This window comes from Paenibacillus sp. N3/727, from assembly GCF_022637315.1.
Lineage (GTDB): Bacteria > Bacillota > Bacilli > Paenibacillales > Paenibacillaceae > Paenibacillus_AQ > Paenibacillus_AQ uliginis.
In genome coordinates, this window is the sequence record NZ_CP093336.1 from 4,778,273 (window position 1) to 4,802,260 (window position 23,988).

Here is a 23,988-nt window from a genome sequence, read left to right on the forward strand (position 1 = left end):
TTGGATTCCCTTTTTTATCATCACATAATTATCAAAAACACCTTACCGTTAACGAAAGAAACAGTATCAAAGTTGCTGTATTCCCATATCTCAATCTTATGGCCGTTAATGGCAGTAACACTCTTGCTGCCTGGATTCCCGATTGACATCCGGACTTGATCTTTCGTCATGCCGAGAGATACTTGTTCAGCTTTTATCAGTTTCCAGGTGGATGCGGACCATTTATATTTCTTGTACGGATCAAACTTGTAAAAATATGTCTCATCACCAAGCAGCTGTGAAACGTTGGAAGATGACATAGAATAGCTCTTCAAAGTTTTACCTTTTGCAGATCTAAAAAGAATCGTGAAAGATCCTGTGTCATCCGGTACAATATCGGTTACTGTAACTTTCGAGAAACGTTCCCATCCTTGGAAATAGTTAATCCAATAGGTTTTTCCAATAAATCTGGATAGACTGCCTTGGGCCGCTTTCTTGATTAACGATGCCGTTTCGGAGGACACAACAGTCATACTTGCTTCTCCAAAAGAAATTTCAGCCTGCTTAAACTTGCTATCCCATTTGATACTAGCCCCTAGAGCGTCTGACAACAGTGAGACAGGGATTAAGGTCCCTTGTTTATCATTTATAGGAGCCGCTTTTAATTGGATTGCTTGTCCGTTCAGCTTGGCTTGGGTATCGCCCGCCTTAAACGACAGACTTGTATCGCCGAGCTTCACATCCAATCCCCCGCCTGATGAAGAAGCGGTGCCGCCTAATGCTTGAAATACCGATTTAGCAGGCACAAACACGATGCCGTCAGCCTGCTTGGAATATTTCAGGTTATTACGCAGACTGGCGGATACGGTCACGGTTTTCGATATGTCATTTGAAGTTATCGTGACTTTCGTCTCGCCTACACCGAGAACTTTGAGCGTGTCGTTCGACTGTAATTGAAGCAAATGCGGCTTTTCAACCTCAATGTTTGCCTTACTAGCAGGAACTTTGATTTTCGCTCCATTTGTGTATGTTTCCTGTATGCTGACATTTAGTTTATCGCCCACAAACGGCTTCAGATCAGAGAAAGACACATCCAATTTTTTTACACTTGGCACGTCGACGGGCTTTACATCCCCCTTGTCGAACATCACCCAGCTACCGCCGCTGCGTTTCGCATAAAACTTCTCGGAATTGTCCAAAGCCGCTGTCTTCTCTATATCATTCAGCCCAGGCACCTGTTTGGCCAGCTTCCAACGATCCTTGTAATTCCCTGTAGTCCAGACCGTACCATCCTTACGAGTTACCAGTAATTGATCTGTTGGGTCTCCCGAAGTATACACGATATGAACGGCGTCTTCTGCAATCGTAACCGGGATAATTTTGCCGTTATCATCAAAGTTGTGGACTTCGTACACAACAACTTTACCGCTGTTGTACAACAAGGCGACACGGCTATCATGTACCGTAAGAGCTGTAACGAAGGCCGCATCCGATATCGTACCCAGCTTCTTATAAGATCCCGGTTTATAGGAGTCTTCCAACAGCACATCACCATTTTGGGTCAAAGCCGCAAATTCCCGATCTCTGTAACTGATTAACGAGATGCTGTTGAGTTCTTTTATTTTACCTGTACTGTGCCAAACGGTTCCGTCCGTCTTAAGCCATGTATTACCCGCCACCTGCTTGACTCCTGTCTGGTCCTTCACAACATGTGGAGCCATTCCTATGTCCCACTGAATCAGCTTGCCATCGCTGGTCACTCCCATGCCCTCGTACTCCGTACCGTGAATCGATGCGATATTCCCCGGAGTGCGAATAACCTGGTTACCATTAATTAATGACCACATGCTGCCGTCTTCCATCAATAATGTTTTCTTGCCTATGATGTCTTTAATCTGGGGAGAAGCGTCCGCAGCGGAAGCTTGCCCGGCTGTCCAAGTGACTGAACCTAAGCCAAGCAGCAAACCGATCAAAATGATATGATATAACGTCTTCCTCAACAATATAACCCCTTTCAAGTTTTGGAATATTTTTCAACATAGTTGATTATTCGACAAAATAAGAGGTTTTCCTCCGCTACTTCGTGCATACTTCCGCTTTAAATATTTGTACATTCAATATGCCATGTATTAACTTTATCTGCCATTAGACCTGGAAGAAGACATTTCTCAACATCATAATGGTCAAGCCATTGCTCATATTAAATACCTTATAAGATTTGATTAATTTGATGTTCGTATATTGGAGGGTCCAGATCCATGAGACAGTCATCCCGAAATAACGGAAAACCTTTTATCGTTCCACAGCCAATTCGGAAAAATGGTACCGGCGGGCCTGACTTCGGTCCACGTGATATTATGAGGGACATCCAAAATCCGGATCTGTTAGTTCCGCCAGTTACAGATGCGGGTTTGCTGCCTAATCTAAGAATGTCATTCTCCGACGCGCATATGCAGCTCAATCATGGCGGTTGGTCAAGAGAAATTACGATACGCGAACTTCCGATTGCCACTACGCTCGCGGGGGTAAATATGAGCTTAACACCAGGCGGAGTACGCGAACTTCATTGGCATCAACAAGCAGAGTGGGCTTACATGATATGGGGCCGTGCACAAATAACGGCTGTGGATCAAAATGGTCGAAACTTTATTACAGATGTCGGTCCAGGAGATTTGTGGTATTTCCCCGCGGGATTACCACATTCCATTCAGGGGTTGGCCGAAGGATGCGAGTTCCTACTCGTGTTCGATGACGGGCATTTTTCTGATCTTAACACTTTGTCTATCTCCGATTGGTTCGCCCATACCCCCAAGGATGTGCTGTCCGCAAATTTCGGTGTTCCCGAAAGTGACTTTGACTGCATCCCATCAGATCAGGTTTATATTTTTCAATCCGAAGTTCCAAAACCTGCGGAAAATCAAGCTGTTCAATCTCCCTATGGGACCGTTCCACTTAGCTTCAGCCATCAGCTGTTAGCCCAGCCTCCTCTGAAGATGTCAGGCGGAAGCGTACGAATTGTGGACTCCACCAATTTTCCGATATCAACAACCGTTGCCGCTGCTCTGGTCGAAATTGAGCCCGGTGCGATGCGAGAGCTTCACTGGCATCCGAACAATGATGAATGGCAATATTACCTTACAGGACAAGGACGAATGACCGTGTTTGCCGGTAACGGAGCGGCAAGGACATTTGATTTCCGTGCTGGAGACGTCGGTTATGTACCTCTTGCATTCGGACACTACATTCAGAATACTGGACATGAAACATTATGGTTCTTGGAGATATTCAAAAGCGACCAGTTCGAAGATATTTCTTTAAACCAGTGGATGGCACTTACACCTCGAGATCTTGTACAGAACAATCTTCATCTCGGGCCCCATACACTAGACGCTTTGCGTAAGGAGAAATCCCCGGTCGTTAAGTATCCCCCTTATACTTATTATCCTAAATAGTTGACATCCTCTTAGTCTGCTTTTACTTCAGTTCTCGCAAAAACGCCGCTACGATCACGTAGCGGCGTTTCATTCATTATTCTTCGCATGGACTGTGAAGCCGCGACCTTAAGATCAGCAGCTTCTTCTGTCTTATCCATCATGAATTTTTCATATAGTGTAATTTTAATATAGTTCTCGGTTTACTTTGTTGTCTCTTCTTTTGCCATCAATTCCTGTGCATATTCATTCAGATTAATGGATTGGCCGTGATTCAACCGAGATTTCTCCGCAGCGAACGCAATGAGATGGCTCCGTACAGAAGCACTGGCCGATGTCAGAGTCTCCTGCCCGTTATAGTTACGGACCTCATTAAGGAAGCTGGCAACAATACCGCTGTCGCCCCCGCCATGTCCGCTGGACTGTGAAGGAATCGTGATCTCCGTTTTTTGTCCTGTTAAAAAATCGAAGACCGTGATTTTCCCTTCCTCTCCCCGGAGCTCTCCACGGGTCCCCATGATCTGAATTCTGCGTTCCTGTTCATACGTAAACCCACACATGCTGAACATGGCGGTAGCACCGCCCTCAAACTCCATATTGACAACCTGATGATCGACCACATTGTTATCACTCCGATACACACAGCGGCCATAGTCCGTTTCACGAAGTCCCTGAATAATGTTCGCCTTGGTTAGCTCCTGGGTAAAATGCCCTGCCCATCCTTTGTACTCATTACTCAAATAAAACCGGGGTGCCGAATACGGGCAGGTGGATTCCACCTTGCAATCCATACAGCGGTCAGTCGATCCTTCGGGCGCCTGCTCCTCACGGAAATGCATCAATGAGCCAAAGGAGGCGACCTGTGTGCATGGGCGTTCCATCAGCCAAGACAGCACATCCATGTCATGACAGGATTTGGCCAGAATCATCGGACTGGCCTTGTCGGAATTATTCCAGTTCCCCCTTACAAAGCTGTGTGCAATATGCCAATACCCCACATTCTCGTTCAGCTGGATCGAAGCGATCTCTCCAATAGTTCCCTGCTGAATCACCCGTTTGATGGTACTCCAAAAAGGGGTGTACCTCAGAACATGGCATATGGTCAGCAGCCGGTCGTTATCAACAGCTGCCTGCTCCATCTCCAGACATTCCTTCGGATCCGGAGACATTGGTTTCTCCAGAAGCACGTGGTACTTTTTCTCTAAAGCCTGCATCGTGGGACCATAATGCATACGGTCCTGCGTGCAAATTACCGCGATATCGGCCATCCGAGACTCTGCCAACAGCGGCTCCCAAGATTCATAGCACCGTTCAGGGGGGATCCCGTGCTTCTCGGCAAACCGGATTCTCCGCGCCGGATCGGCCTCGGCAACAGCTACAAAGGTCAGTTCATGCGGGTAATCCAGGGCATAGGGGGCATAGCCCCCGGCGCCGCGTGCTCCTGCCCCGATCAATACGGCATTGATTTGAGTCATGTCGTGTCGCTCCTTTATGTTCAAATACACATCATTATTTGGTGTATCGGTCTGCCGCGGACTGGTAAATGGCCAGGTAGCGGTCCAGCCCCATTTTTTGCAGAGTAGCTACATATTGGTCCCAGTTATCAAAGGACTCATTGCCAGATATAAATTTATCACTCATCTCCTCCACGTACGTGTTAATGTCTGCCTGGATGCCTGTAAGCTCAGACTGTTCATCAGCTGTAAAGTTAAACGGCGGCCAGATCTTGTCTTGAGGTATGACGTATGGCTCGGCTTTTTTCGCATTTTCTACGGACGTCGGCAACCCTTCCGCTCCTTTAAAATACTTCTGCGATACAAAACCAGGATAGTATCCGCCAGGCCAAATTAGGTACTGCCCTACCGCCTGGTCCAGATTAAGTCCGCCCGGATTATTCTTGATATCGTCCACGTAATCCACATTACCGTCTGCATCTTCCGTATACGTCTCGTCTTTCCAGCCCATAAAGAACATTCGGATACCTTCATCACTGTAGAAGTAATCCATCCAGCGGATCAACGCCTCCGGATTCTTCGCTTTATCTGTCAAGACAAACATCCCGATATTCCCAAGTGGTGAGCCTGTGGCACTGAACATCTGATCTCCGTGCGGCCCCTTCAGTACCGGCAGTCCGACATAGCCCTCCTGGTTGTAAATGGCGACCGGGTCCACGTTATCTACAACCCCGAGGAGCCCTTCCATCCCTTTTGCGTCCACTTCAGTGCTTTTAACGGACATGATATCCTGCTCCAACAGGCCGTCCTTGTACAGCTTGTTCACGAACTGAAGCAGTTCTTTGTATCGTGGGTCAGACGGTATGAAACGGACCTTTCCGCTCTCCGGATCGGTATCAACGTTAATATTCGAGGTTCCATGATAATTGAGGCCAAACGAACCGCGCAAATAGTTCACGATGCCGGTAGTTTTGACACCACCCCAGGCATATTCATCCTTCTGGCCGTTTCCGTTCGGATCGTTCTCCTTAAATGCCTTCAGCATGTTATAAAAGTCATCCAGCGTCTGCGGCTCCGCAATACCGAGCTTCGTGAGCCACTCCGACTTCACCCAAGGCGTTCCGTACAGCACCGATCTGAACTCCGGATCGAATAGTGTCGGCAGCCCGTAAATATTACCGTCCGGCATCGTAATCCCCTTCTCGATGACAGGGTACTTCTCCATCAACGCTTTAAAATTCGGCGCGTATTTATCTATCAGATCATTCATCGGTATAAATGCTCCCTGTTTGCCGTACTTCAGCAGGTCAGCTCTTGGGAATGCGGAAGCGTAGAATATTTCCGGATAATCACCGCCGGCGAGCAGTAGATTACGCTTTTCTGCCAAATTGTCTTTCTGCACCGTTTCCCACTGCACATGAACGTTCGTCATTTTTTCATATTCCTGCCACAACTTAATGTTGTTCCAGTCGGCATTGGCAAAGAACTTTCCGGCAAAACCTGTCACCGTAATCTTGTCATTTACAATCGGAAATCCCGTCTCGTTAATCTTGGCCGCGGCTTCCCCCGTTGAATCCGGTTCTTTCGTTCCTCCTGAACCATTGGAACTGCAGCCCACCACCAATGATACTGACAACATGCAGCTCAACAGAAGATTTACCCATTGCTTAAGCTTCATTCGATTTCCTCCCCTTTTTTATGTTCCAACACTATATCCATACAAGGAATTATCCTTTGATGGCCCCGATCATAACGCCTTTGACAAAATACCGCTGAAGGAACGGATAGAGCGCCAGCATCGGGATATTCGCAACGACCAGCACGGCGTATTTAATACCCTCCACTTCCCTTTGCTGCTTAATCGCCGATTCCGTCGACATTTTGACCATATCATTCGTTTGTCCCTGTATCAGGATTTCACGAAGGATCAGCTGCAGCGGGAATTTATCTTTATCTGACAAATACAACAGTGCATTGAAAAAAGCATTCCAATGACCGACCGCATAGAACAAAATAGTCACCGCGATAATCGGCATGGAGAGCGGCAGGATAATCCGGGTCAAAATTTTGATGTTCGAGCATCCATCGATAGTCGCTGCCTCCTGCAGTTCGCCTGGTATGGACTGCTGGAAGAAGGTCCTCATAATGATGATGTTCCAGATGGATACCGCATTCGGAATAATCATAACCCAGAGCGAATTCAGCATGCCGAGGTTCTTGATAAGCAAATATGTCGGAATCAGACCACCGCTGAAAAACATCGTAAAGACAAGTAGAGCCATGATGGCATTTCGCCCGACAAAGTCTTTCCGGGACAGCGGATAGGCCGCTAGGATAGTCATCGTGAGGTTAATCAGCGTGCCAAGCGATGTATAAACAAGCGTGTTGGTAAATCCGCTAATAATATCCTTGTTCTGAAATATTTTCTCGTATGAGTTCAGATTGATCCCCTTTGGCCACAGCATCATTTCGCCCCGGAGAACCGCCTGCGGATCGCTAAACGATGCACTGAGCACAAAGACCAGCGGGTACATGACGATGATGGTGACCAAGATCAGAATCGAATAGTTGATAACATTAAAAATGCGGTCCCCTCTGGATTCAATTTGCATGGTTCAACTCTCCCCTCTTTACCAAAGACTTGTCTCGCTCACGCGCTTCGAAATAAAGTTCACAACAACCAGCAGGACAAAATTGATGATGGAATTGAACAATCCGATCGCTGCCGAGAAGCTGTATTCGGCATTCTGAATCCCCATTCGGTAGACATAGGTGGCAATAATATCGGAGCTCTCCATGTTCAGATTGTTTTGCATCAGGAGCACCTTCTCGAAACCGATACCCATGATACTCCCCATGTTCAAAATCAGAAGAATGATAATCGTTGGCATAATACCGGGTATGTTAATATGCCATATGCGCTGAAGCCGTGTCGCACCATCTACACGCGCAGCTTCATGCAGTTGGTTATCAATTCCGGCAAGGGCTGCCAAATAAATAATGGAGCTCCAGCCCATGGTCTGCCACACATCTGACAGAACGTATAATGACTTGAACCAGGATGGCTCGGTCATGAAATTGATCGGCTGGCCTCCAAACATTTCAATAAAATGATTGATGATGCCGTAACGGGGTGACAGAAAGATCATCATCATCCCGACAACTACCACAGTGGACAGAAAATGCGGAGCATAAGTTATCGTCTGCACGAATTTTTTGAATCTTTCAGCTCGGATCTCATTCATGAGCAAAGCCAAAATAATAGGAATCGGAAATCCAACAGCAAGGCTGTATAAGCCAATACCGAGCGTATTTTTGATCAGACGCCAGAAATAATAACTGTTGAAAAACCGATCAAAGTGCTCAAATCCGACCCACGGACTGCCCCAAATTCCTTGAGTTGCTATGAAATCCTTAAAGGCGATCTGGATCCCATACATCGGAACATACTGGAACAGGATGTAGTAGGCAATGACGGGAGAAATAAGCACATAAAGCTGCCAATTACGTAAAATACGATTCCTCTTAAAGCGCTTACATTTTGTTTCGGGTACCGCATTTACTGCGGGCTGTACGGTCGTATTAGCCAATGAGCATCACCTCGGGTATGTATTTGTGGACATCGATTCAGCCAGGAGATGTCAACATTGCATACATTCCCAGCCTCTTGTAGCGGAAGACCTTCTCTTCCCTGCAGCGTTTAAGCATGTTATGTCTCGTTAATGCCCCCCTTATTTTTTTGGCATCTGTCATGCTCTTCGGCTACCGCTAAGTCACAGGTTGGTGGATTGCGGTATTTCCGACGCATTGTATGTAAGATATAATAACGCGAAATCAATCTATAAATAAAACCCGAAGGATTCGGATGTTATTATACAATTTTGGATTTATTTCAGACAAATCACGAGATAAAATTGGATTGTATTTGGAGTATAGTTGGTATACGGAACACAAATCCCCTGCAATACAAGGACTTATATCTTCAATATGAGGAATGGCATCTATTCTGAAATACCCTTTTATAAAAGGAATGAAAGCGAAATTATAATAAGAGTTAATTTGAACGAAGGGTAGTATATATCGATTCCAAATCTAAAAAGACTTACCAAATGTCTCTTTGATTTTCACTCATAATAATATAGCCAAAATGTATTGTCAAACACTTTTTTGGATTGTTTTGGCGCAACACACTCCTGATTTTTGGTTGAGAATGCAAAAAGCAGCCGCCGGTTTTCACACCGACAGCTGCTTTTTGATCATATAATTATCATTATATGTAATATAAATGTACATGTAATGTAAATTTTAAATTCTGGAGAAGCTGGAGGATTCCCGGATAATAAGGGAGCACGGCAGCAATATTTTGGTCGCCATCGGGTAATGTCCATCCAAATAATCCACGATGGATTTTGCAGCTACCCTGCCGATTTCGTACTTGGGAACGGAAACGGAGGTTAGCGGCGGAGTCGTATACTGGGCTACATCAATATTGTCCATACCTACAATCGCGATATCCTCCGGTATGCTGCCATGATTCTCAATAACGGCACGCATGGCCGGAATGGCCAGCATATCACTGGCACAAAAAACAGCGGTCGGCCATTCCGCTTTTGGAAGCCGTCCAAGAAGCTCGGACATCTTACTAAAGCTTCGATCCACATTCCAGCCGCTATTCATCAGCCACTCCTCCCGCAGTTGCAGGTTGGCTTCCAGCATCGCAAATTTATAACCGACAAACCGTTCTTCGCTCTCCATCTGCTTGGAATATGCGGGGCCCCCGATATAAGCGATCCGCGTATGTCCTTGGTCAATCAAGTGGCGTACCGCTGCCCTCGCCGAAAGGATGCGGTCACAGTCTACGACAGGTACCGTCAGCCGCTCATCATTCAGGCTCACCCCCATGATCGCAACACCGTCCTGCTGTATCTGTTCAAACAGCTCCTCGTCGTACCAACTGATAGCAACAATCCCCTGAGCCCCTGTCTCCCTCAGCATCAGCCGTATTTTTTCCGCATCACCAACTTCCTCGCATGTACGAACAATGGCTGGAGGCTGCCCGAGCTCCTCCATTTTTTTATGAAAACCTGCTAAAACCTTGGAGAAATAAGGATGGTCGTCCATCAGGAGTTGGGGAACGATACAAGCGATCCGCTTGATCGCTACTGCGTTGTTATCATTTCCGTTTCTGGATGGTTCATGTAGTTTATATCCAATTTCAAGTGCCGCTTCCCGGATTTTTTGCTTAGTTTCTTCGCTGACCGGACGGCTTGCATCGTTACTGATTGCCCGCGAAACCGTAGATATGGATACCCCGACCCGCTCGGCGATATCTTTAAGTTTAGCCAATCGCATCTCCTCCTTCGCAAAATTTGGAACCAAATTTTCCGCCCATCCATTGATCATAGCATAAACTTTGTCATTTTGGAGCGTCAAATTGATGTCCAAACCGTTGCACAACGAGTCTCCACACCCACCGGTGTTTCCGCTCCATTATGGAGCCTTTGACAAGAGGGGGCGGTTCCATCCATTTCCCATCAATTAACATGTACTTTCTTCAGATCGCATGTGTTTCCTAAGCTAAGCGTTACTTCTATCTGATCCAAAATACAAAAAAAACGGCACCGCGGCCGTCTATAGTTCACTTCAAAGAATGGATTAGAGGGGATACCCGATCCAGCCTAATCCGAATGCTGATGAACAAAAGCAAGTATCCTTGCATTCACCTCTTCAGGGAACTCGCCATTGATGGCATGGGAGGCGTCCGGCCAGTTCTCGATTTGGATATTCGGCACATGGGTTTTGCCTTGCAACACCGCTCTTCGCGAATTATGCATCGTGCTTTTTTCCGCCATTAGAGCCAATACGGGGATATTGATTTTCTTCAAATCCTCCGCGCTCATCAAATCCGGCGGCGGCAGGCTGATTTTGAAATTCGCCATGCCCAACTCTATCAGCCTTGCAATCGGATCGCTCTCGTCTGCCTTAACCCCGCCGGAAATGTAGCTTAGCATTTTCTCTCTGATAAACCTGGGAACCATCGGGACGGATGCAGGTATTGAAGCTGCAATCATTTTGAGTGACAGAGGCGCAAAGACAAAGACCGGATCCAATAAACTGATCGTCGCCACTTTCGAAGGGGCATGTCTTCCGAGATTCATGGCCGTCCAGCCTCCGATGGATACACCTATTAGATGCACCGTTTCTACATCCAATTCGGCCAATACTTCACTCAACCAACTGGCTTGATCCTCGGCATTACGGATCAGCTTTGTTTGACAACTCATTCCCGGTTCTCCCAACAGATCGAGGGTATAGACCGGCCGTTCCTTCATGAGCCCACGCAGGTTCGGCTCCCACATCGGGGTGGAAGACGAGCGTCCCGGCAAGAGCAGGAGCGGTTCTTTCCCCTTGTGTTCTTCTCTGGTAAAGAGATAGATCCGTACACGGCCAAAGGCGGTCTCGATATCCTTCGTTTCAAGCGGTAAGGGAAGAAACTTCATGGCATCTCCATAGGCCGCCTCAAACTCCGCCTTTCCCGTCTCAGTAAGGTAGCACCCGGTCTTATAGTTGTTATTTTTCACGATCGGTCCCTCCTTTCTTCAAATAAAACTGATGAGCTGCTTCGATAAAAGAATCGCAATATTCCATGAGATAACGGTCTTCCTGCGGCCAGGTTTTCTTTAACGCATAACCTTCACTATAGGCGTCTATCATCTTCTGGCTATCCTGCGTGGCATTTTGAACAAAAGAGTGCCACTTCTCACCGAAGGCATAACCGGCTTCGCTGCCGGGGTCAATCCCATTATCAATCAGCAGGAAAACTTCAAAAACCAGTTTTTTCCATCTCCAATACACTTGGACTGCGGTACCGTAATCCGGAATATGTTGTTCAAAAGTTTGAGTTGCCTCAGGGGAAAGTTTCATATCCAGGTACTCCAATATAATGTGTTTCCTCCTATTCACAGTCAATTTCAGCATCGTCTCCAGGTTTATATGATGATTCGTTTCCAGACTCGCAACCATCGCATCTATAAAGGCCCGATCACTTCTGAATTCCATCTCTTTCTTGAACAGAACGTCGCTCTGTCGCTGTAATATCCGCTTTAGATCCCTCTCATCCCCGTAGGACAAGCATAGCTCTTGTATTTCTTTTAAGGTGAATCCCAGATTTTTGTAAAATAGAATTTGCTGGAGTTTTACCATGTCTTGTTCGCTATAATATCTGCTGTTCTTATCTCCGCTGCGAGTCGCCACAAACAATCCGATTTTATCGTAATGCTGCAGGGTTCTTACCGTCGTGCCGCAAATCTCTGCCACCTGGCCTACCGTATACACTGCTTCTTCCAACTGCCTCACCTCCTGAATCCTATTCTTGCAAATGACGCAACGTCATGTGCAAGCAGGAGCCACAATTTCTTCAAATAAAAAAAACGGCATTCCTGCCGTTTGGTTGTGGAGCCTTTTTCAAATGATTTTTAATCCATTCGTGCGATTACAAACAGCAATTAATCTCGCCGCTGCCCATACCGTTCCATATCGAAAGAGATCTTCGTCGACGAAGGTCACAATTTGCTCCAAATGCCCGACCGGAGCTACGCCTCCAATGACAAAGCCCGTCTTCGCCCGCACAAAATCCGCGTCCGCTTTCTTTAATTTTTCGCCCAGCGGCTTCCTCCGCAGTGCGGGTGCTATCCGGCAGCTCCATAACTCGATTGCGATATCTCATGCTCTCGAGAATATTCTGCACACGTTGCGCGCTTTCTTTTAAAGCTGCCATATTCATCCGCTCCCATTCCTTATCCAATGTTGCTCATAGTCATCATGACCCTATAGCAGCGAGACTACAGGGTGGTGTGCTTCTTTGGCATCAAGCCTGTGTGTCTTGGCCGGCATCAAGCAATACGGCGTTAATTCCGTTTAGGAACGCCAACGCGCTTGCCTTAATAATATCCGTATCCATCGCACGCCCGGAATAGATTTTGCCCTGGTATTCGATGCGAATGTTCACCCGACCGATGGCCTCTTTTCCCCTGGACAGACTGTTGATTTTGTAATCCTTTAACTGAACATCCAAACCGACCAACGTTTTAATGGCACTGTACAGCGCATCAATCGGACCATCACCCACCATGCTGTCCCTGTACGTCTTGCTGCCTTTTTTCAGCTTCACAGTTGCGGTAGGATACAGATCATTGGTCACGACCTGGAAAGAATCCAGCTCATACAGATGACTGCTGACTTCTTCATGGGTACGGTGCTGGGTCACCAGATAAAAGACGTCATGGTCATACACTTCCTTCTTGGCATCGGCAAGCAGCAGGAATTTCTCGAACAGCGCTTCGAAGTCTTCGCCTTCGCCTGTTTCAAAACCTAATTTCTCCACCGCATTCTTGAACGCGTGCCTTCCGGAACGGGCGGTCAAGATCAGCTCCATACTATCAGCACCGACTTCCTCCGGCGACATAATCTCATAGACCTGCTTATCCTTGAGAAGTCCATCCTGATGAATACCGGAGGAGTGCGCAAATGCGTTTTCACCCGTAATCGCCTTATTCACCTGTACATCAAGGCCCGTCAAATGAGTCAGCAACCGGGAGGTTCTGATCAGCTCTTTCAACTGAATATTGGTGTGAGCGTTAAAGTGATTTGCCCTGACTTTTAGTCCCATTACCACTTCTTCAAGCGAAGTGTTACCAGCACGCTCTCCTAAACCGTTGATGGTGCATTCCACTTTCTCGGCACCGTTCCTCACAGCGCTGAGTGTATTGGCCGTGGCCAGCCCGAGATCGTTATGGCAATGCACGCTGAGGATTACTTTATCGTCCAGGTTTTTCAGGCGCTCGTTAATTTTACGGATCAGCTCACCGAATTCATCCGGAACAGCGTAACCGACCGTATCCGGGACATTAATCATCGTTGCTCCAGCTTTAACAACGGCTTCGATCGTTGTCCACAGATATTCAAAATCGGATCTGGATGCATCCTCCGTCGAATACTGCACATGAGGCAGCAGCGTTTTGGCGTACTTCACCGCATCAACACCCATCTGGAGCACCGCATCCTTGGAGCGGTTGAATTTCTTCTCGACATGGATGTTCGAGGTGCCGAGCACAATATGAATTAGCGGATTTTGCGCAAGCTTAATACTTTCATACACGGCGTCGATATCGCCCTTCACGGCCCGTGCGAGTGCGGTAATCGAGACACTGTCGCCTACGGTTCTTGCAATTTCCTGAACCGATTGAAAATCCCCTGCAGAAGACGCAGGAAAACCTGCTTCAATAATATCGACGTTCAACCGTTTCAACTGCTGTGCGAATTCAACCTTCTGTTGTACATTCAGTTTGGCGCCCGGAACTTGTTCTCCGTCGCGCAAAGTAGTGTCCAATACAATAATGTTGCGGTCCATTTGCAATTCCTCCTTGAAGATCTTAGTTAATCTATATCAAGCGGGGTTGATTAAACCCGGAATTTAATCAACAAAAAAAACCCCGCCTCTACGTATAGAGGCGAGGTTGAACCCGCGGTACCACTCTAATTCATTTTATACAAAATGATCTTCTTCGATGGCCATCACCATCTATCCCTATAACGGTGGAACTCCGGCTGACCCTACATGATCAGGCAGCTGTTCATAGACGAGTTCAAAGGGAACGACATTACCGTTTCGCACCTGCCAACGGCTCTCTGGAAAGTCATTTCACTTCTACTATTTCTAATCAAAACATTTGAATATGAAATTGATTACTATCTTAGGGAATTGACAGCGTTTTGTCAACCCTTAATCTTCCAGAATTGACACACCTGCACGATTTTATAACAATCCCGATTTCTTCACATTCGCAAGGAAGTCTTGGAACTCAGGAATGTTCAATTGTTGTGCCGCATCAGATAACGCCGTGGCTGGGTCAGGATGGACTTCAACCATAACACCGTCTGCACCAGCGGCCAGAGCCGCCTTCGCACAAGGTGCCAGAATATCCTTGCGTCCCGTTGAATGTGTCACATCGACCAGTACCGGAAGGTGAGTTTCTTGTTTCAGAATAGGTACAGCAGAGATGTCCAATGTATTTCTTGTCGCCTTCTCATACGTACGAATACCACGTTCAATCAGCATGACTTGTGTATTTCCTCGAGATACGATGTACTCCGCAGCATGAACAAATTCATCAATCGTGGCTGCCAGACCACGTTTGAGAAGAATCGGAGTTTTCACATCCCCCGCAGCTTTCAGGAGTTCGAAGTTTTGCATGTTTCTGGCGCCGATTTGAATAACATCGATGTATTCACAAGCGATCTCAACATGAGCAGGATCTACAATCTCACTGATTGTCTTAAGTCCGAACTCGGACGCAACCTCTTTTAGAATTTTTAGTCCCTCAATCCCGAGTCCTTGGAAATCATAAGGAGAAGTTCTCGGTTTGAACGCGCCTCCCCGCATTACGGTAATGCCGGCTTCCTTAAGAGCTGCTGCAACGGTACGTACCTGCTCATAACTCTCGACAGAACACGGTCCTGCAATCATTACTGGTTTACCACCGCCCACGGTTGTATTACCCAGATGAATAATCGTATCCTCTTTCTTCTTTTTACGGCTGACCAGCAAATGTTTTTTTAGATCGATCTGTTGGAGTTTTAACGACGCTTGAAAAATTTGCTTAAATAAATGCCGAACCGTTTCATTATCAAAAGGGCCATTGTTATTTTCAATAATTACGTCCAACATTTTCTTCTCTCTTACCGGATCGAAATCAGGAACTCCCTGCTTTTGTTTCTCCTGCCCGATCTCCTGGGAAATACGTGCCCGCTCCGACAACAGTTCCAACATCTGAAGATTTACTGAATCCAATTGTAATCTTAACTGCTCTAAACTTCCTTGACTCATACCGACTCTCTCCTTTTTTTATCTATTGAAAACAAAAAAACTCCCGTCCGTAAAGGGACGTGGAGTTCGTGGTACCACCCTTATTAGATATGCTAAGAAGAAACAACTTTGTCGTCTTTTTCAAAAAGCGACAGCGTTTCTTCGAGAAATATAAGCCAAGTATAAAACTTATACTTTCTTATATTTCAAAATAGCCGCATATCTCACTTGAACCTTTTAACGCAAGGGGACGGGTACTCCTACCGCCTGCCATAACGCAAGCTATCAGAATACCGGCTCAGGAATGAACTTCGGCGGGAACGTTCGCTCGGATGCTTTCAGTCGGGTGGCATACCGTCCCTGTCAGGAATTTTCTCCGCTTACTCTTTCCTTCATCGCTTGTATTGGATTTACGTGGGAATATAAATTATATGCATTGTATTACAATAGTTATTGTCGTTGCAAGGCATTGTTTTAACGCGTTAATGCATTTTAGTTTTGCGGAAATGACTATCTTACTGCTATCAGGCCACAATATTCCAACAGACCCTTGACATATTTTATGTCACCAGTACAATTGACGTATATTATGTCTGACGTATTTTATGTCAACAGGAGATGAGGATGAACATGGAACCCGCACAATCCATTACAGTATTACAATACCTGGCATTGATTCATCAGGTTTCGTACACAAAAGTATGTAAAGAGGTCGGATTAACGCCGCAGCAATTTTCCGACTGGGTCAAGAAGAGACGCCCTGTTCCCAAGGAGCGACTTCAATCCCTGGCAGATTATTTCAATATGGATGCCAGTTTATTGATTGATGAACACCATTATTTACAAGACTTAACGGGAGAAAAGAAGATAGATATTCAAATTCTTTTTCTTAAACAAAGTTTAGAGCATTCAGACGAAAAAGCGGCAGATAAGGATGAGTATCGAGAGAAATTAGTACGTCTTCAAAACGAGAAAGAGCTTCAAATCCTGATCGACAGATTTTCTGCAATGGTTAAGGAAGCCGATACGCAAACCCTTCGCCTATGCAATGCTTTTTTAGATCAAGTTAAAAGCCGTGATTTAGACACTCTCCTAACCATTTTGAATATTAAGGAGGCTGAGTGATGAGTACCGCATTTCAAATGAAACAGGATGAAAAAATTGTTATCTGTAAAAATCAAGATGTGATTTACGATGGTGTCTACCTGTTTACAAACCAAAGAGGTGTTCACAAAACATCACTCATGATGCCACCGGCGGTTCCTGCATCGTGGGTATCTCGCTATGGCAGCATAACGATTTCCCAGAACGGTAAAGAGAACCCCAACGGCGGAATGAATGAGCTGGGTCTCGTCGTAGAGCAGACGACGTTATGGTCAACGGAACACCTACCTGCGGATGATAAGCCGACGGTTAATGAATTGCAGTGGATTCAATACATGCTGGATACTTGCGGTACTGTGCAGGAAGTACTGCAAGCAGTAACAACAATTCGAATCGACCAGAGCACATCCAAATTGCATTATCTGATTACTGATCGAAGTGGAGAATGTGCGATTATAGAGTTATTAGACGGACAAATGCACATTTATACCGATCATCTGTCGACTCCAGTTATAGCAAATACGGCTTATCTACAAGCTGTTGAGGAAATGATATCTGGAGATCGGAATTGGACGGACCGTGACGAATATGAGAAAAACTCAATGGAACGCTTTTTGACGGTATGGGAACGAACAAAGAAATCTACACTCGACATGAACATGATCGATTTTGGATTTGAGTACGATCCTGGCGAAATGGAGATTCACGCGAAAACCAGTCAAAACGATGAAACAAGAATAATCCGTCTGGCCGATTTCGATTACTCTAATGAATCGCTCGCTGTGGCAGCCGACCTTCAATTGCTCCGAGCTTCACATGTTCAGGAAGATTTCGTCACCTATACTACTGAATTCAATCATAACGTCGTATATTCTTTTTTTAGAGACCCTACGTTGACGTCAATCTTCCATTGGGAAATTTCAGATGAAGTGATCCAGTATTTGGCCCAATATCCTGAATCATTTCGTTAATTACACATTCAGACGATAAATGGACTTATTTTCTAGTCCTCTAATCATGGGTGTCCATGGTTCGGTTTCAGCTGTCGTGTCTAAGGCGTCTTCCACCATCTGCAACTTGGCATCGAGCATATCAATATAATGCAGTGCAACGGCTTCGGCTGTTTGAGGCTGAACCGGACTCCCCCACTCTCCCAAGTTATGATGAGATAACACCAGATGTTGTAAACCGAGTACCATCTCGGAATCGAGAGGTATGTTGAATGTAACGGCAGCCTCCACAATCCAATTGGATGCCATGACGATATGCCCAAGAAGTCTTCCTTGGTTGCTGTATTCGGTAACGATGCCCATCTGAGCAATCATCTCTTCCGGTTTCGCGATATCATGCAGAATAATTCCCGCCTTTAATAAATCCGGATTCAGAAATGGCCGTTGTTTACATACAAAATCCCCTATTTCAAGCATGCGTACAATGTGATAGGCTAGCCCGGCAAAATAGGCATGATGATAGGTTTTGGCAGCGGGATAGTGCATTAGCTTCTCTTCAACCCTGTCCACACAAAACTGAACAATATTTCGGATCTTATGATCGGTAATCTCATGGATGGTAAGCTTTATGGTATGTAATAAATCCACTGGGCGTATGGGGGCAGACCTTACAAAGTCGGTTAATGAAACCCCGTCGTCCTCTCTGGCTTTGCGGATTTTACTTATTTTCACTTGAGGCTGATCTCGATAGCTTTGAACGGTACCCTGAATCTTCACTAATTGCATTGGAAAAAATGTTTCTTTATCTTGTATGGTGACATCCCAATACTTAGCTGAGACTTGACCACTCGAATCCGAGAGCACAATGTCGAAATAATCTTTCGGAGGAGTGCCGCTCGTCTGTCTAACATTAAGTTCTTTTAGCAAGTAAAAGCCGATGAATTCATCCTGAATGATCAACTTATTAATAGGCTTCATATGTTCCTCCCTGAAGTCAATATGATGCTCCCTCTCACGATCAACTATTGATCATTATTTGACTGCTGTAATATAACAATAGATACGTTAAATTCATTAATCGATGGATGATTAAGTCTTTACCTGTAACTTATATACTATTTACGACATTTTATTCACATTTCCTGCTTCTGGGAGAACCTAGTTACGAGAGAAGACTAGAGGGTAAACCAATACATTCATCACCGGACCACATTCAGTACAAGCTCGATTGAGCTTCATGTATTGCTTAATACTAAAATCACCTTTAACATATGTGTCACTTGTAATCTCAACTTGACGAAAACGACTCAATCGAAACGTGCGAATGTCCTCAGCAAGATGACAATATCCAATTTGATAGAATCGCTGGTCGCGCGGAATCAAATAATATGGATCAATTTTTTGCTCTGTTAATTCATTTCGCCACTAAGGACCGGATGCACCAACACGGCTTCAATGCCTAATATCTGGCCATAGAATGACAAAAAGCTCTCCATGCGATGGAGAGCTTTTTCATTTTATCGACTAATTATAATTGAAATTAATGATTTAATCATTAATACAGTTTCTCAGAGATTGATTTTGCCGTTATCTCGCGGTATTTCAGAGCTTCATCCTTTATTTTTAAAGAAACCCCGACATTCAAAATATCAATAACAGCTAGCTGGGATATCTTTGCAGCAAGTGAGCTACCTTGTAATGGATTTTCTCTAGCAACCATTAACAGTTCGATATCTGCCAGTTTGGTTATAGGGGAACGCGCATTACTGGTAATAACGACTATTTTGGCGCCCGCTTTCTTGGCTAGGCTTAAGTTCTCCAGCGTATCTTTGGTGCTTCCCGAAATGGATATCCCAACTGCTACATCTCCTGGATGCATTAATGCAGCTGTCATGGCCTGAAAGTGCGTATCTGTCTTAGCGAAGCTTTGCTTGCCAATCCTGGAGAAGCTATGCGCGGCCTGTAACGCCGTCAATCCTGAAGATCCTACTCCAAAAAAGTGAATATGATTAGCTGCAGTCAATAGATCAATGGTCTTCTCCAACTGATCTGAACTAATAAGTTCCGAAGTTTGTTCCAGCGTCTCAATATGCATAGATATAACCTTACGGTTTAAAGTCGCTGCATCATCCTCTTCAGTAACTTCATTATACAAGCGATCGGAAGGCTTAACCAAATCTTGTGCCAGAGATAATTTAAAATCCTGAAAACCATGGAATTTCAGTTTCCGGCAGAAGCGAATCACCGTCGTCTCACCGACGTCCGCTCTCTCTGCAAGTTCGGTCACCGAATGATAAATGATATCCTGAGCGTTTTCCAGAATAAAATTTGCAACTTTTTGTTCTGTTTTGGTTAATCCATTAATATGACTTCTTATGGATAACAACGTCTTTCCCATTCCCTGCTCGTTAGACAAATCCATTCTCCTTTCAGGTTGCCTAACAAATAATGATACTGTAGACTAACCTATATTTATGTTATACACAAATTCCTTTAAAAGGCAAACTAGTATGCTATAACAAGTTACATTATAATAAATTTAATTTCAAATAAAATAACCTGCTACAGCCCCTACTACACCTCCATTATCTCCTAAAGAAGCCGAAACTACCTCAATTTCCCGAACCCTCTCTCTAAAAACAGGAAGCAGCTGGCGCGACAGACTTTCACGAACCGGATTAAGTAAAAAATCGCCTTGCCGAGTAATGGCCCCTCCAATGACAATCCCCTCTGGATTAAATGTATGGACCATATTAGCCAGACCAGCAGCAATATACTGAGTATATCTTCTCAGCACGTGAATAGATGCTTCGTTTCCTTCCTGCGCAGATGCGAATATACTTTCCGCGGTACTAATCCCTTTTAGCTCTGCCCCAGCTTCTTCTACCATTCTCATCAATCCTGTAACAGAAGCATACTGTTCCCAACAGCCTGTTCTTCCGCAATTGCATGGATAACCACTGTACTCAATAACATGATGGCCTATTTCTCCCGCAAACCCATCCCGTCCTTGATACGGCCTATGATTAATGATCAGGCAACCGCCTACTCCCGTTCCCAAGGTAACACAGATGAAATCGTTCCATTGTCTTCCAGACCCTACCCACGCTTCGCCGAATGCCATGGCATTCGCATCGTTATCGATCAACACAGACAAACCTGTCATGGAATGGAGCCGATTTCCAAGCTCCATTCCGGCCCATCCCGGCAAATTAGCTGTGGCCCCCATTACAACGCCTGTCCGACTATTAACTTGACCAGCAGTCCCTATGCCGACACCTTTTACCTTCCATCCTTGACTGCTTGAATACCTTTCTAATTCCTTCGTAATTTCGGCAATTCGATTTAACAGTGCTTCCCCACCTTCATTTGCCTTCGTCGGACAATTCAAATGGTGAATGACCACTCCCTCCGCATTTACAATCCCCGACTTAATGTTTGTTCCACCGATATCCAGACCTATAGCTACTTCCCCAGTATGTCCCATCCATAGAACCTCCTCGTTTAAAGGCTACTGCAAATAAATTAATAAAGACTAAATTTCAGGAACGTTATGATATTGAAGTATAGCATCAGTATATTTCTTAGTAATCAATTGCGGCCTGGTAATGGCTCCGCCAATTACAACTGCGTAAGCTCCGGCCCGAAGACACTCAACAGTCTGTTCAGGACTATGAATTCTCCCCTCAGCTAATACGGGAATGCTAACCATTTGACTTAAATCAGCAACTAATTGAATATCTGGTTCCTCACTCTGCGGGCTGTAGGCTGTATAACCAGATAGCGTAGTAGAAATAAGATCAAAACCCAATCTCTCCGCCTCTACTCCTTCTGCTACAGAAGATACATCTGCCATTAATAGTACTTGGTGCTTCTCCCTTATTTCTTTAACCAAATCCGCAAGACAAACATTCCCCGGCCTATTGCGTAATGTAGCATCCGTAGCGACAATATCGGCTCCAGCAGCGATTATACCTTCAACCTCTGTTAAGGTAGGAGTTATGTAAACGTCAGAACCGGTATACTCCTTCTTCCATAAGCCGATAACCGGCAAATTCGTCACCTTTTTTATCGCTCTAATATCTTGAGGCGTATTCGCCCTGATCCCTACCGCCTTGCCCATTTCAGCCGCTAGAGCAAAGCGGGCCATATAATCACTTCCGTAGAATGGTTCTACCTCAAGAGCTTGACAGGAAACAATAAGTCCGCCTTTTAAAGTTTGAATAATTGAATGTAACATAGTGCAAACCTCCATATAACAAGAAATGGTATTCATTGTGTAATATGTAGTACATTTTGCGTGGATATTATCTCCACATTTCATTTTAATGATGGTTATTTTCTTCGATTATAGCAGATACATGTTCTTTGTAAACACCCTTTGAGCAGATAATCTAGATCGAATCAAAAAAAGGATCAAAAGGCCTGTCCCCTGACTCGTCAGAGATAATAAGGCATGGGTACGTACTCTTCCATTTCCTTAGAATCAGCAAACAGCCACCCCTTATTATCAATAGAGTGGCTGTCTGCTGATTTATTCTACTCTATCGGTGTTAAAGAACCAGATCGTCCGGCCAGTGGATTTGGACCCCTTGCCTTTGAATCAGCGCTTGATAGGCCTGAAGATGCTCCGAATTGGCATGTACCTCATGCGGCGTCACTTGATTCTGTAGCGCATAGGCCGCTAAATAACCGACCGATTCCCCAATATTCCATTCTGTCGGGTGGAGGCGGTAGCATCCGTTCGTGATTTGAGTGGTGCCGATATTTTTACAAGCGGGAAGCAAATTCTTGACCCGGATCGGCAGTAACGCACCAAGCGGAATCTCGTACGGATAGTTCGGAATATAGAATGTCCGGTTCGTGACGGTCGTCAGATGAACATCTAGATGGTAGCTGCCTACTCCGACGCTATCATCGTAACGGCAAATCCCTTGTTCACCGCGGATTTCCTTACTGACATCCTGCTCAGTAATGGTATACATCGCTTTAATCCGGCGCGACTCGCGAATATACGGATATTTCGCCAGTCCGTCCTCCGTACCCAGTACGTCCGTGCGCAGCCGGATGCCCGGATACCCTCTTCCTCCGTCTGGGCGAGGCGTCTCGGTCTGGAGCCAGTAGATCAATGAGAGGCTTAATTGTCTAGCACTCGCCAGATGCTCCTCCCGTTCCGCTTCAGGAACGTCAATAATTGAACCCAAGAAATAATCGTTCTGCGGCCAGTTAATCAAGGTGATATCACCTTCATATAGCCCAGGCTCAAATAAAGCCGGATCGATGATACGACGATACGTCCACAGCGACAGCAACTCCCGCCCGGAAGCGTCCGTGCTGCCTGGAAATAGGGCGAACTCCTTCATTTTCTCCGCGTCATCCGTATCGTTCGCGTACCAGCTTAACAGCGGAATATTCGTATGCTTCGGTACGAACTTGCGCCAGAAATCATATTGCTCAGGCTTCTCAATTGTGAAATCGCCACCCTCTACATAATCGAGTGCAAACACATGGGTAATCGACTGCATATCGAGCGGATTTGCCTCTTCAAGCGCATGCGGCTCCCCTGTCTCATGCTTGGACTCCGCACCTATCACATATTCAACCCCAGCTAATGGCAGCACATCTCCGCATTCCGTAGCATCGAGGAAGTATGATCCCCTTAGTACAACTTCTTCACCTGAGCTTATATGTGTAACGGTTACACTCTCTATCTGATCCTCGTCCACTGAGGCTGCAGTTGGTCTGAAATGATACAATACCGTGATACGGCCGCTGTTCACATACGGGGCCAACATATCCTCGATGACGCGCAACGCCACCTTCGGCTCATGGCATAAGCGGCTTACCCAACCGTTGCCGGGATTAAGCAGTTCATTATTCTTCGCTTCCTCTGACATCGGATAGTTCTCTCGATAATAAGCACGCACCCGGTCTCGAAACTCGCGATACGTCTCTGTGCAGCCGAATTCCTCGATCCACTGATGTTCATCCGGCGGAACCGCCTGACTTGTCAGCTGACCGCCGAGCCAATCCGTCTCCTCTGTCATGATCACACGCACGCCCATTTTGGCTGCAGCCAATGCGGCCATGCATCCGCCCAACCCGCCGCCTAGGACGACGACGTCTGTCATTCGCTCGTTATTCATCTCTCGCTGGCTCCTTCTCCGGCGCTTCCAGCATCCACCTGAGCTGTTCATGCACCTTTT

At 45.7% G+C, this 23,988-nt stretch carries 21 protein-coding genes and 1 other annotated feature; of the genes, 3 read left to right on the top strand and 18 right to left on the bottom strand.

What is annotated here, in order from left to right; translation table 11 throughout:
• Window positions 1-20: 20 nt before the first annotated feature.
• A complete protein-coding gene (locus MNQ98_RS22280; protein ID WP_241930202.1) occupies window positions 21-1,979 on the bottom strand; it encodes a stalk domain-containing protein in 1,959 nt (652 codons plus the stop codon).
• A 258-nt stretch (window positions 1,980-2,237) separates the two neighbouring features.
• Here MNQ98_RS22280 and MNQ98_RS22285 point away from each other — a divergent pair, with 258 nt between their 5' ends.
• A complete protein-coding gene (locus MNQ98_RS22285; protein ID WP_241930203.1) occupies window positions 2,238-3,431 on the top strand; it encodes an oxalate decarboxylase family bicupin in 1,194 nt (397 codons plus the stop codon).
• A gap of 11 nt (window positions 3,432-3,442) precedes the next feature.
• On the opposite strand, the gene MNQ98_RS29660 is transcribed toward MNQ98_RS22285, so the two are convergent.
• From MNQ98_RS29660 to MNQ98_RS22335, 11 genes are all read right to left on the bottom strand, one after another.
• The gene (locus tag MNQ98_RS29660; RefSeq protein ID WP_277883685.1) at window positions 3,443-3,574 is read right to left on the bottom strand and encodes a hypothetical protein; all 132 of its coding nucleotides are present in this window, start codon (window positions 3,572-3,574) and stop codon (window positions 3,443-3,445) included.
• A 39-nt stretch (window positions 3,575-3,613) separates the two neighbouring features.
• The gene (locus MNQ98_RS22290) at window positions 3,614-4,885 is read right to left on the bottom strand and encodes a Gfo/Idh/MocA family protein (RefSeq protein WP_241930204.1); all 1,272 of its coding nucleotides are present in this window, start codon (window positions 4,883-4,885) and stop codon (window positions 3,614-3,616) included.
• Window positions 4,886-4,919: 34 nt separating this feature from the next.
• Window positions 4,920-6,542 carry an extracellular solute-binding protein gene (locus tag MNQ98_RS22295; RefSeq protein ID WP_241930205.1) on the bottom strand — a complete coding sequence of 541 codons (1,623 nt, stop codon included), beginning with the start codon at window positions 6,540-6,542 and terminating at the stop codon, window positions 4,920-4,922.
• 49 nt (window positions 6,543-6,591) lie between these two features.
• The gene (locus tag MNQ98_RS22300) at window positions 6,592-7,476 is read right to left on the bottom strand and encodes a carbohydrate ABC transporter permease (RefSeq protein WP_241930206.1); all 885 of its coding nucleotides are present in this window, start codon (window positions 7,474-7,476) and stop codon (window positions 6,592-6,594) included.
• 18 nt (window positions 7,477-7,494) lie between these two features.
• Window positions 7,495-8,454 (bottom strand): ABC transporter permease, encoded by a 960-nt coding sequence (locus MNQ98_RS22305; protein ID WP_241930207.1) that lies wholly within the window; start codon window positions 8,452-8,454, stop codon window positions 7,495-7,497.
• Window positions 8,455-9,169: 715 nt separating this feature from the next.
• Window positions 9,170-10,210: a LacI family DNA-binding transcriptional regulator gene (locus tag MNQ98_RS22310; RefSeq protein ID WP_241930208.1), complete on the bottom strand. Its 1,041-nt coding sequence runs from the start codon at window positions 10,208-10,210 to the stop codon at window positions 9,170-9,172.
• A 332-nt stretch (window positions 10,211-10,542) separates the two neighbouring features.
• Window positions 10,543-11,445 (bottom strand): alpha/beta fold hydrolase, encoded by a 903-nt coding sequence (locus tag MNQ98_RS22315; RefSeq protein ID WP_241930209.1) that lies wholly within the window; start codon window positions 11,443-11,445, stop codon window positions 10,543-10,545.
• Window positions 11,435-12,211 carry a MerR family transcriptional regulator gene (locus MNQ98_RS22320; RefSeq protein ID WP_241930210.1) on the bottom strand — a complete coding sequence of 259 codons (777 nt, stop codon included), beginning with the start codon at window positions 12,209-12,211 and terminating at the stop codon, window positions 11,435-11,437. The genes MNQ98_RS22315 and MNQ98_RS22320 overlap by 11 nt, the downstream gene beginning before the upstream one ends.
• 117 nt (window positions 12,212-12,328) lie before the next feature.
• Window positions 12,329-12,493: a YbaK/EbsC family protein gene (locus MNQ98_RS22325; RefSeq protein WP_241930211.1), complete on the bottom strand. Its 165-nt coding sequence runs from the start codon at window positions 12,491-12,493 to the stop codon at window positions 12,329-12,331.
• A gap of 238 nt (window positions 12,494-12,731) precedes the next feature.
• Complete coding sequence (locus tag MNQ98_RS22330) at window positions 12,732-14,273, bottom strand: 2-isopropylmalate synthase (protein ID WP_241930212.1); 1,542 nt, start codon at window positions 14,271-14,273, stop codon at window positions 12,732-12,734.
• Window positions 14,274-14,366: 93 nt separating this feature from the next.
• Window positions 14,367-14,596 (bottom strand) — a binding site (T-box leader).
• Between the two features lie 82 nt (window positions 14,597-14,678).
• Entirely contained in the window at window positions 14,679-15,749 is a 1,071-nt protein-coding gene (locus MNQ98_RS22335) for a bifunctional 3-deoxy-7-phosphoheptulonate synthase/chorismate mutase (RefSeq protein ID WP_241930213.1), read from the bottom strand.
• Between the two features lie 609 nt (window positions 15,750-16,358).
• Here MNQ98_RS22335 and MNQ98_RS22340 point away from each other — a divergent pair.
• Both MNQ98_RS22340 and MNQ98_RS22345 read left to right on the top strand, forming a co-directional pair.
• Window positions 16,359-16,853, top strand: coding sequence for a helix-turn-helix domain-containing protein (locus MNQ98_RS22340; protein ID WP_241930214.1), 495 nt, complete (start codon window positions 16,359-16,361; stop codon window positions 16,851-16,853).
• The gene (locus MNQ98_RS22345) at window positions 16,853-17,803 is read left to right on the top strand and encodes a linear amide C-N hydrolase (RefSeq protein ID WP_241930215.1); all 951 of its coding nucleotides are present in this window, start codon (window positions 16,853-16,855) and stop codon (window positions 17,801-17,803) included. Before MNQ98_RS22340 ends, MNQ98_RS22345 begins: the two co-directional genes overlap by 1 nt.
• Here the strand turns inward: MNQ98_RS22345 and MNQ98_RS22350 are convergent, their stop codons facing one another.
• The 6 genes from MNQ98_RS22350 to MNQ98_RS22375 all read right to left on the bottom strand — a co-directional run bounded on the left by MNQ98_RS22350 (window position 17,804) and on the right by MNQ98_RS22375 (window position 23,928).
• Entirely contained in the window at window positions 17,804-18,760 is a 957-nt protein-coding gene (locus MNQ98_RS22350; RefSeq protein ID WP_241930216.1) for a 3'-5' exoribonuclease YhaM family protein, read from the bottom strand. It lies immediately after the preceding gene.
• 180 nt (window positions 18,761-18,940) lie between these two features.
• Window positions 18,941-19,165, bottom strand: coding sequence for a WYL domain-containing protein (locus MNQ98_RS22355; protein WP_241930217.1), 225 nt, complete (start codon window positions 19,163-19,165; stop codon window positions 18,941-18,943).
• A 172-nt stretch (window positions 19,166-19,337) separates the two neighbouring features.
• Window positions 19,338-20,204, bottom strand: coding sequence for a MurR/RpiR family transcriptional regulator (locus MNQ98_RS22360; RefSeq protein ID WP_481856662.1), 867 nt, complete (start codon window positions 20,202-20,204; stop codon window positions 19,338-19,340).
• 123 nt (window positions 20,205-20,327) lie between these two features.
• Window positions 20,328-21,269, bottom strand: a complete 942-nt coding sequence (locus MNQ98_RS22365) for an ROK family protein (protein WP_241930218.1) — start codon at window positions 21,267-21,269, stop codon at window positions 20,328-20,330.
• 48 nt (window positions 21,270-21,317) lie between these two features.
• On the bottom strand, window positions 21,318-22,022 hold the full coding sequence (locus tag MNQ98_RS22370; RefSeq protein ID WP_241930219.1) for an N-acetylmannosamine-6-phosphate 2-epimerase: 705 nt from the start codon (window positions 22,020-22,022) through the stop codon (window positions 21,318-21,320).
• A 313-nt stretch (window positions 22,023-22,335) separates the two neighbouring features.
• Window positions 22,336-23,928 carry an FAD-dependent oxidoreductase gene (locus MNQ98_RS22375; protein WP_241930220.1) on the bottom strand — a complete coding sequence of 531 codons (1,593 nt, stop codon included), beginning with the start codon at window positions 23,926-23,928 and terminating at the stop codon, window positions 22,336-22,338.
• Between the last annotated feature and the right edge of the window lie 60 nt (window positions 23,929-23,988).

Bases quoted from the DNA above. Each gene is read 5' to 3' on its own strand.
- MNQ98_RS22285 (WP_241930203.1), top strand. From the start codon at position 2,238: ATGAGACAGTCATCCCGAAATAACGGAAAACCTTTTATCGTTCCACAG.
- MNQ98_RS29660 (WP_277883685.1), bottom strand. From the start codon at position 3,574: ATGATGGATAAGACAGAAGAAGCTGCTGATCTTAAGGTCGCGGCTTCA.
- MNQ98_RS22290 (WP_241930204.1), bottom strand. From the start codon at position 4,885: ATGACTCAAATCAATGCCGTATTGATCGGGGCAGGAGCACGCGGCGCC.
- MNQ98_RS22295 (WP_241930205.1), bottom strand. From the start codon at position 6,542: ATGAAGCTTAAGCAATGGGTAAATCTTCTGTTGAGCTGCATGTTGTCA.
- MNQ98_RS22300 (WP_241930206.1), bottom strand. From the start codon at position 7,476: ATGCAAATTGAATCCAGAGGGGACCGCATTTTTAATGTTATCAACTAT.
- MNQ98_RS22330 (WP_241930212.1), bottom strand. From the start codon at position 14,273: ATGGACCGCAACATTATTGTATTGGACACTACTTTGCGCGACGGAGAA.
- MNQ98_RS22335 (WP_241930213.1), bottom strand. From the start codon at position 15,749: ATGAGTCAAGGAAGTTTAGAGCAGTTAAGATTACAATTGGATTCAGTA.
- MNQ98_RS22340 (WP_241930214.1), top strand. From the start codon at position 16,359: ATGGAACCCGCACAATCCATTACAGTATTACAATACCTGGCATTGATT.
- MNQ98_RS22345 (WP_241930215.1), top strand. From the start codon at position 16,853: ATGAGTACCGCATTTCAAATGAAACAGGATGAAAAAATTGTTATCTGT.
- MNQ98_RS22350 (WP_241930216.1), bottom strand. From the start codon at position 18,760: ATGAAGCCTATTAATAAGTTGATCATTCAGGATGAATTCATCGGCTTT.
- MNQ98_RS22360 (WP_481856662.1), bottom strand. From the start codon at position 20,204: ATGGATTTGTCTAACGAGCAGGGAATGGGAAAGACGTTGTTATCCATA.
- MNQ98_RS22365 (WP_241930218.1), bottom strand. From the start codon at position 21,269: ATGGGACATACTGGGGAAGTAGCTATAGGTCTGGATATCGGTGGAACA.
- MNQ98_RS22370 (WP_241930219.1), bottom strand. From the start codon at position 22,022: ATGTTACATTCAATTATTCAAACTTTAAAAGGCGGACTTATTGTTTCC.
- MNQ98_RS22375 (WP_241930220.1), bottom strand. From the start codon at position 23,928: ATGAATAACGAGCGAATGACAGACGTCGTCGTCCTAGGCGGCGGGTTG.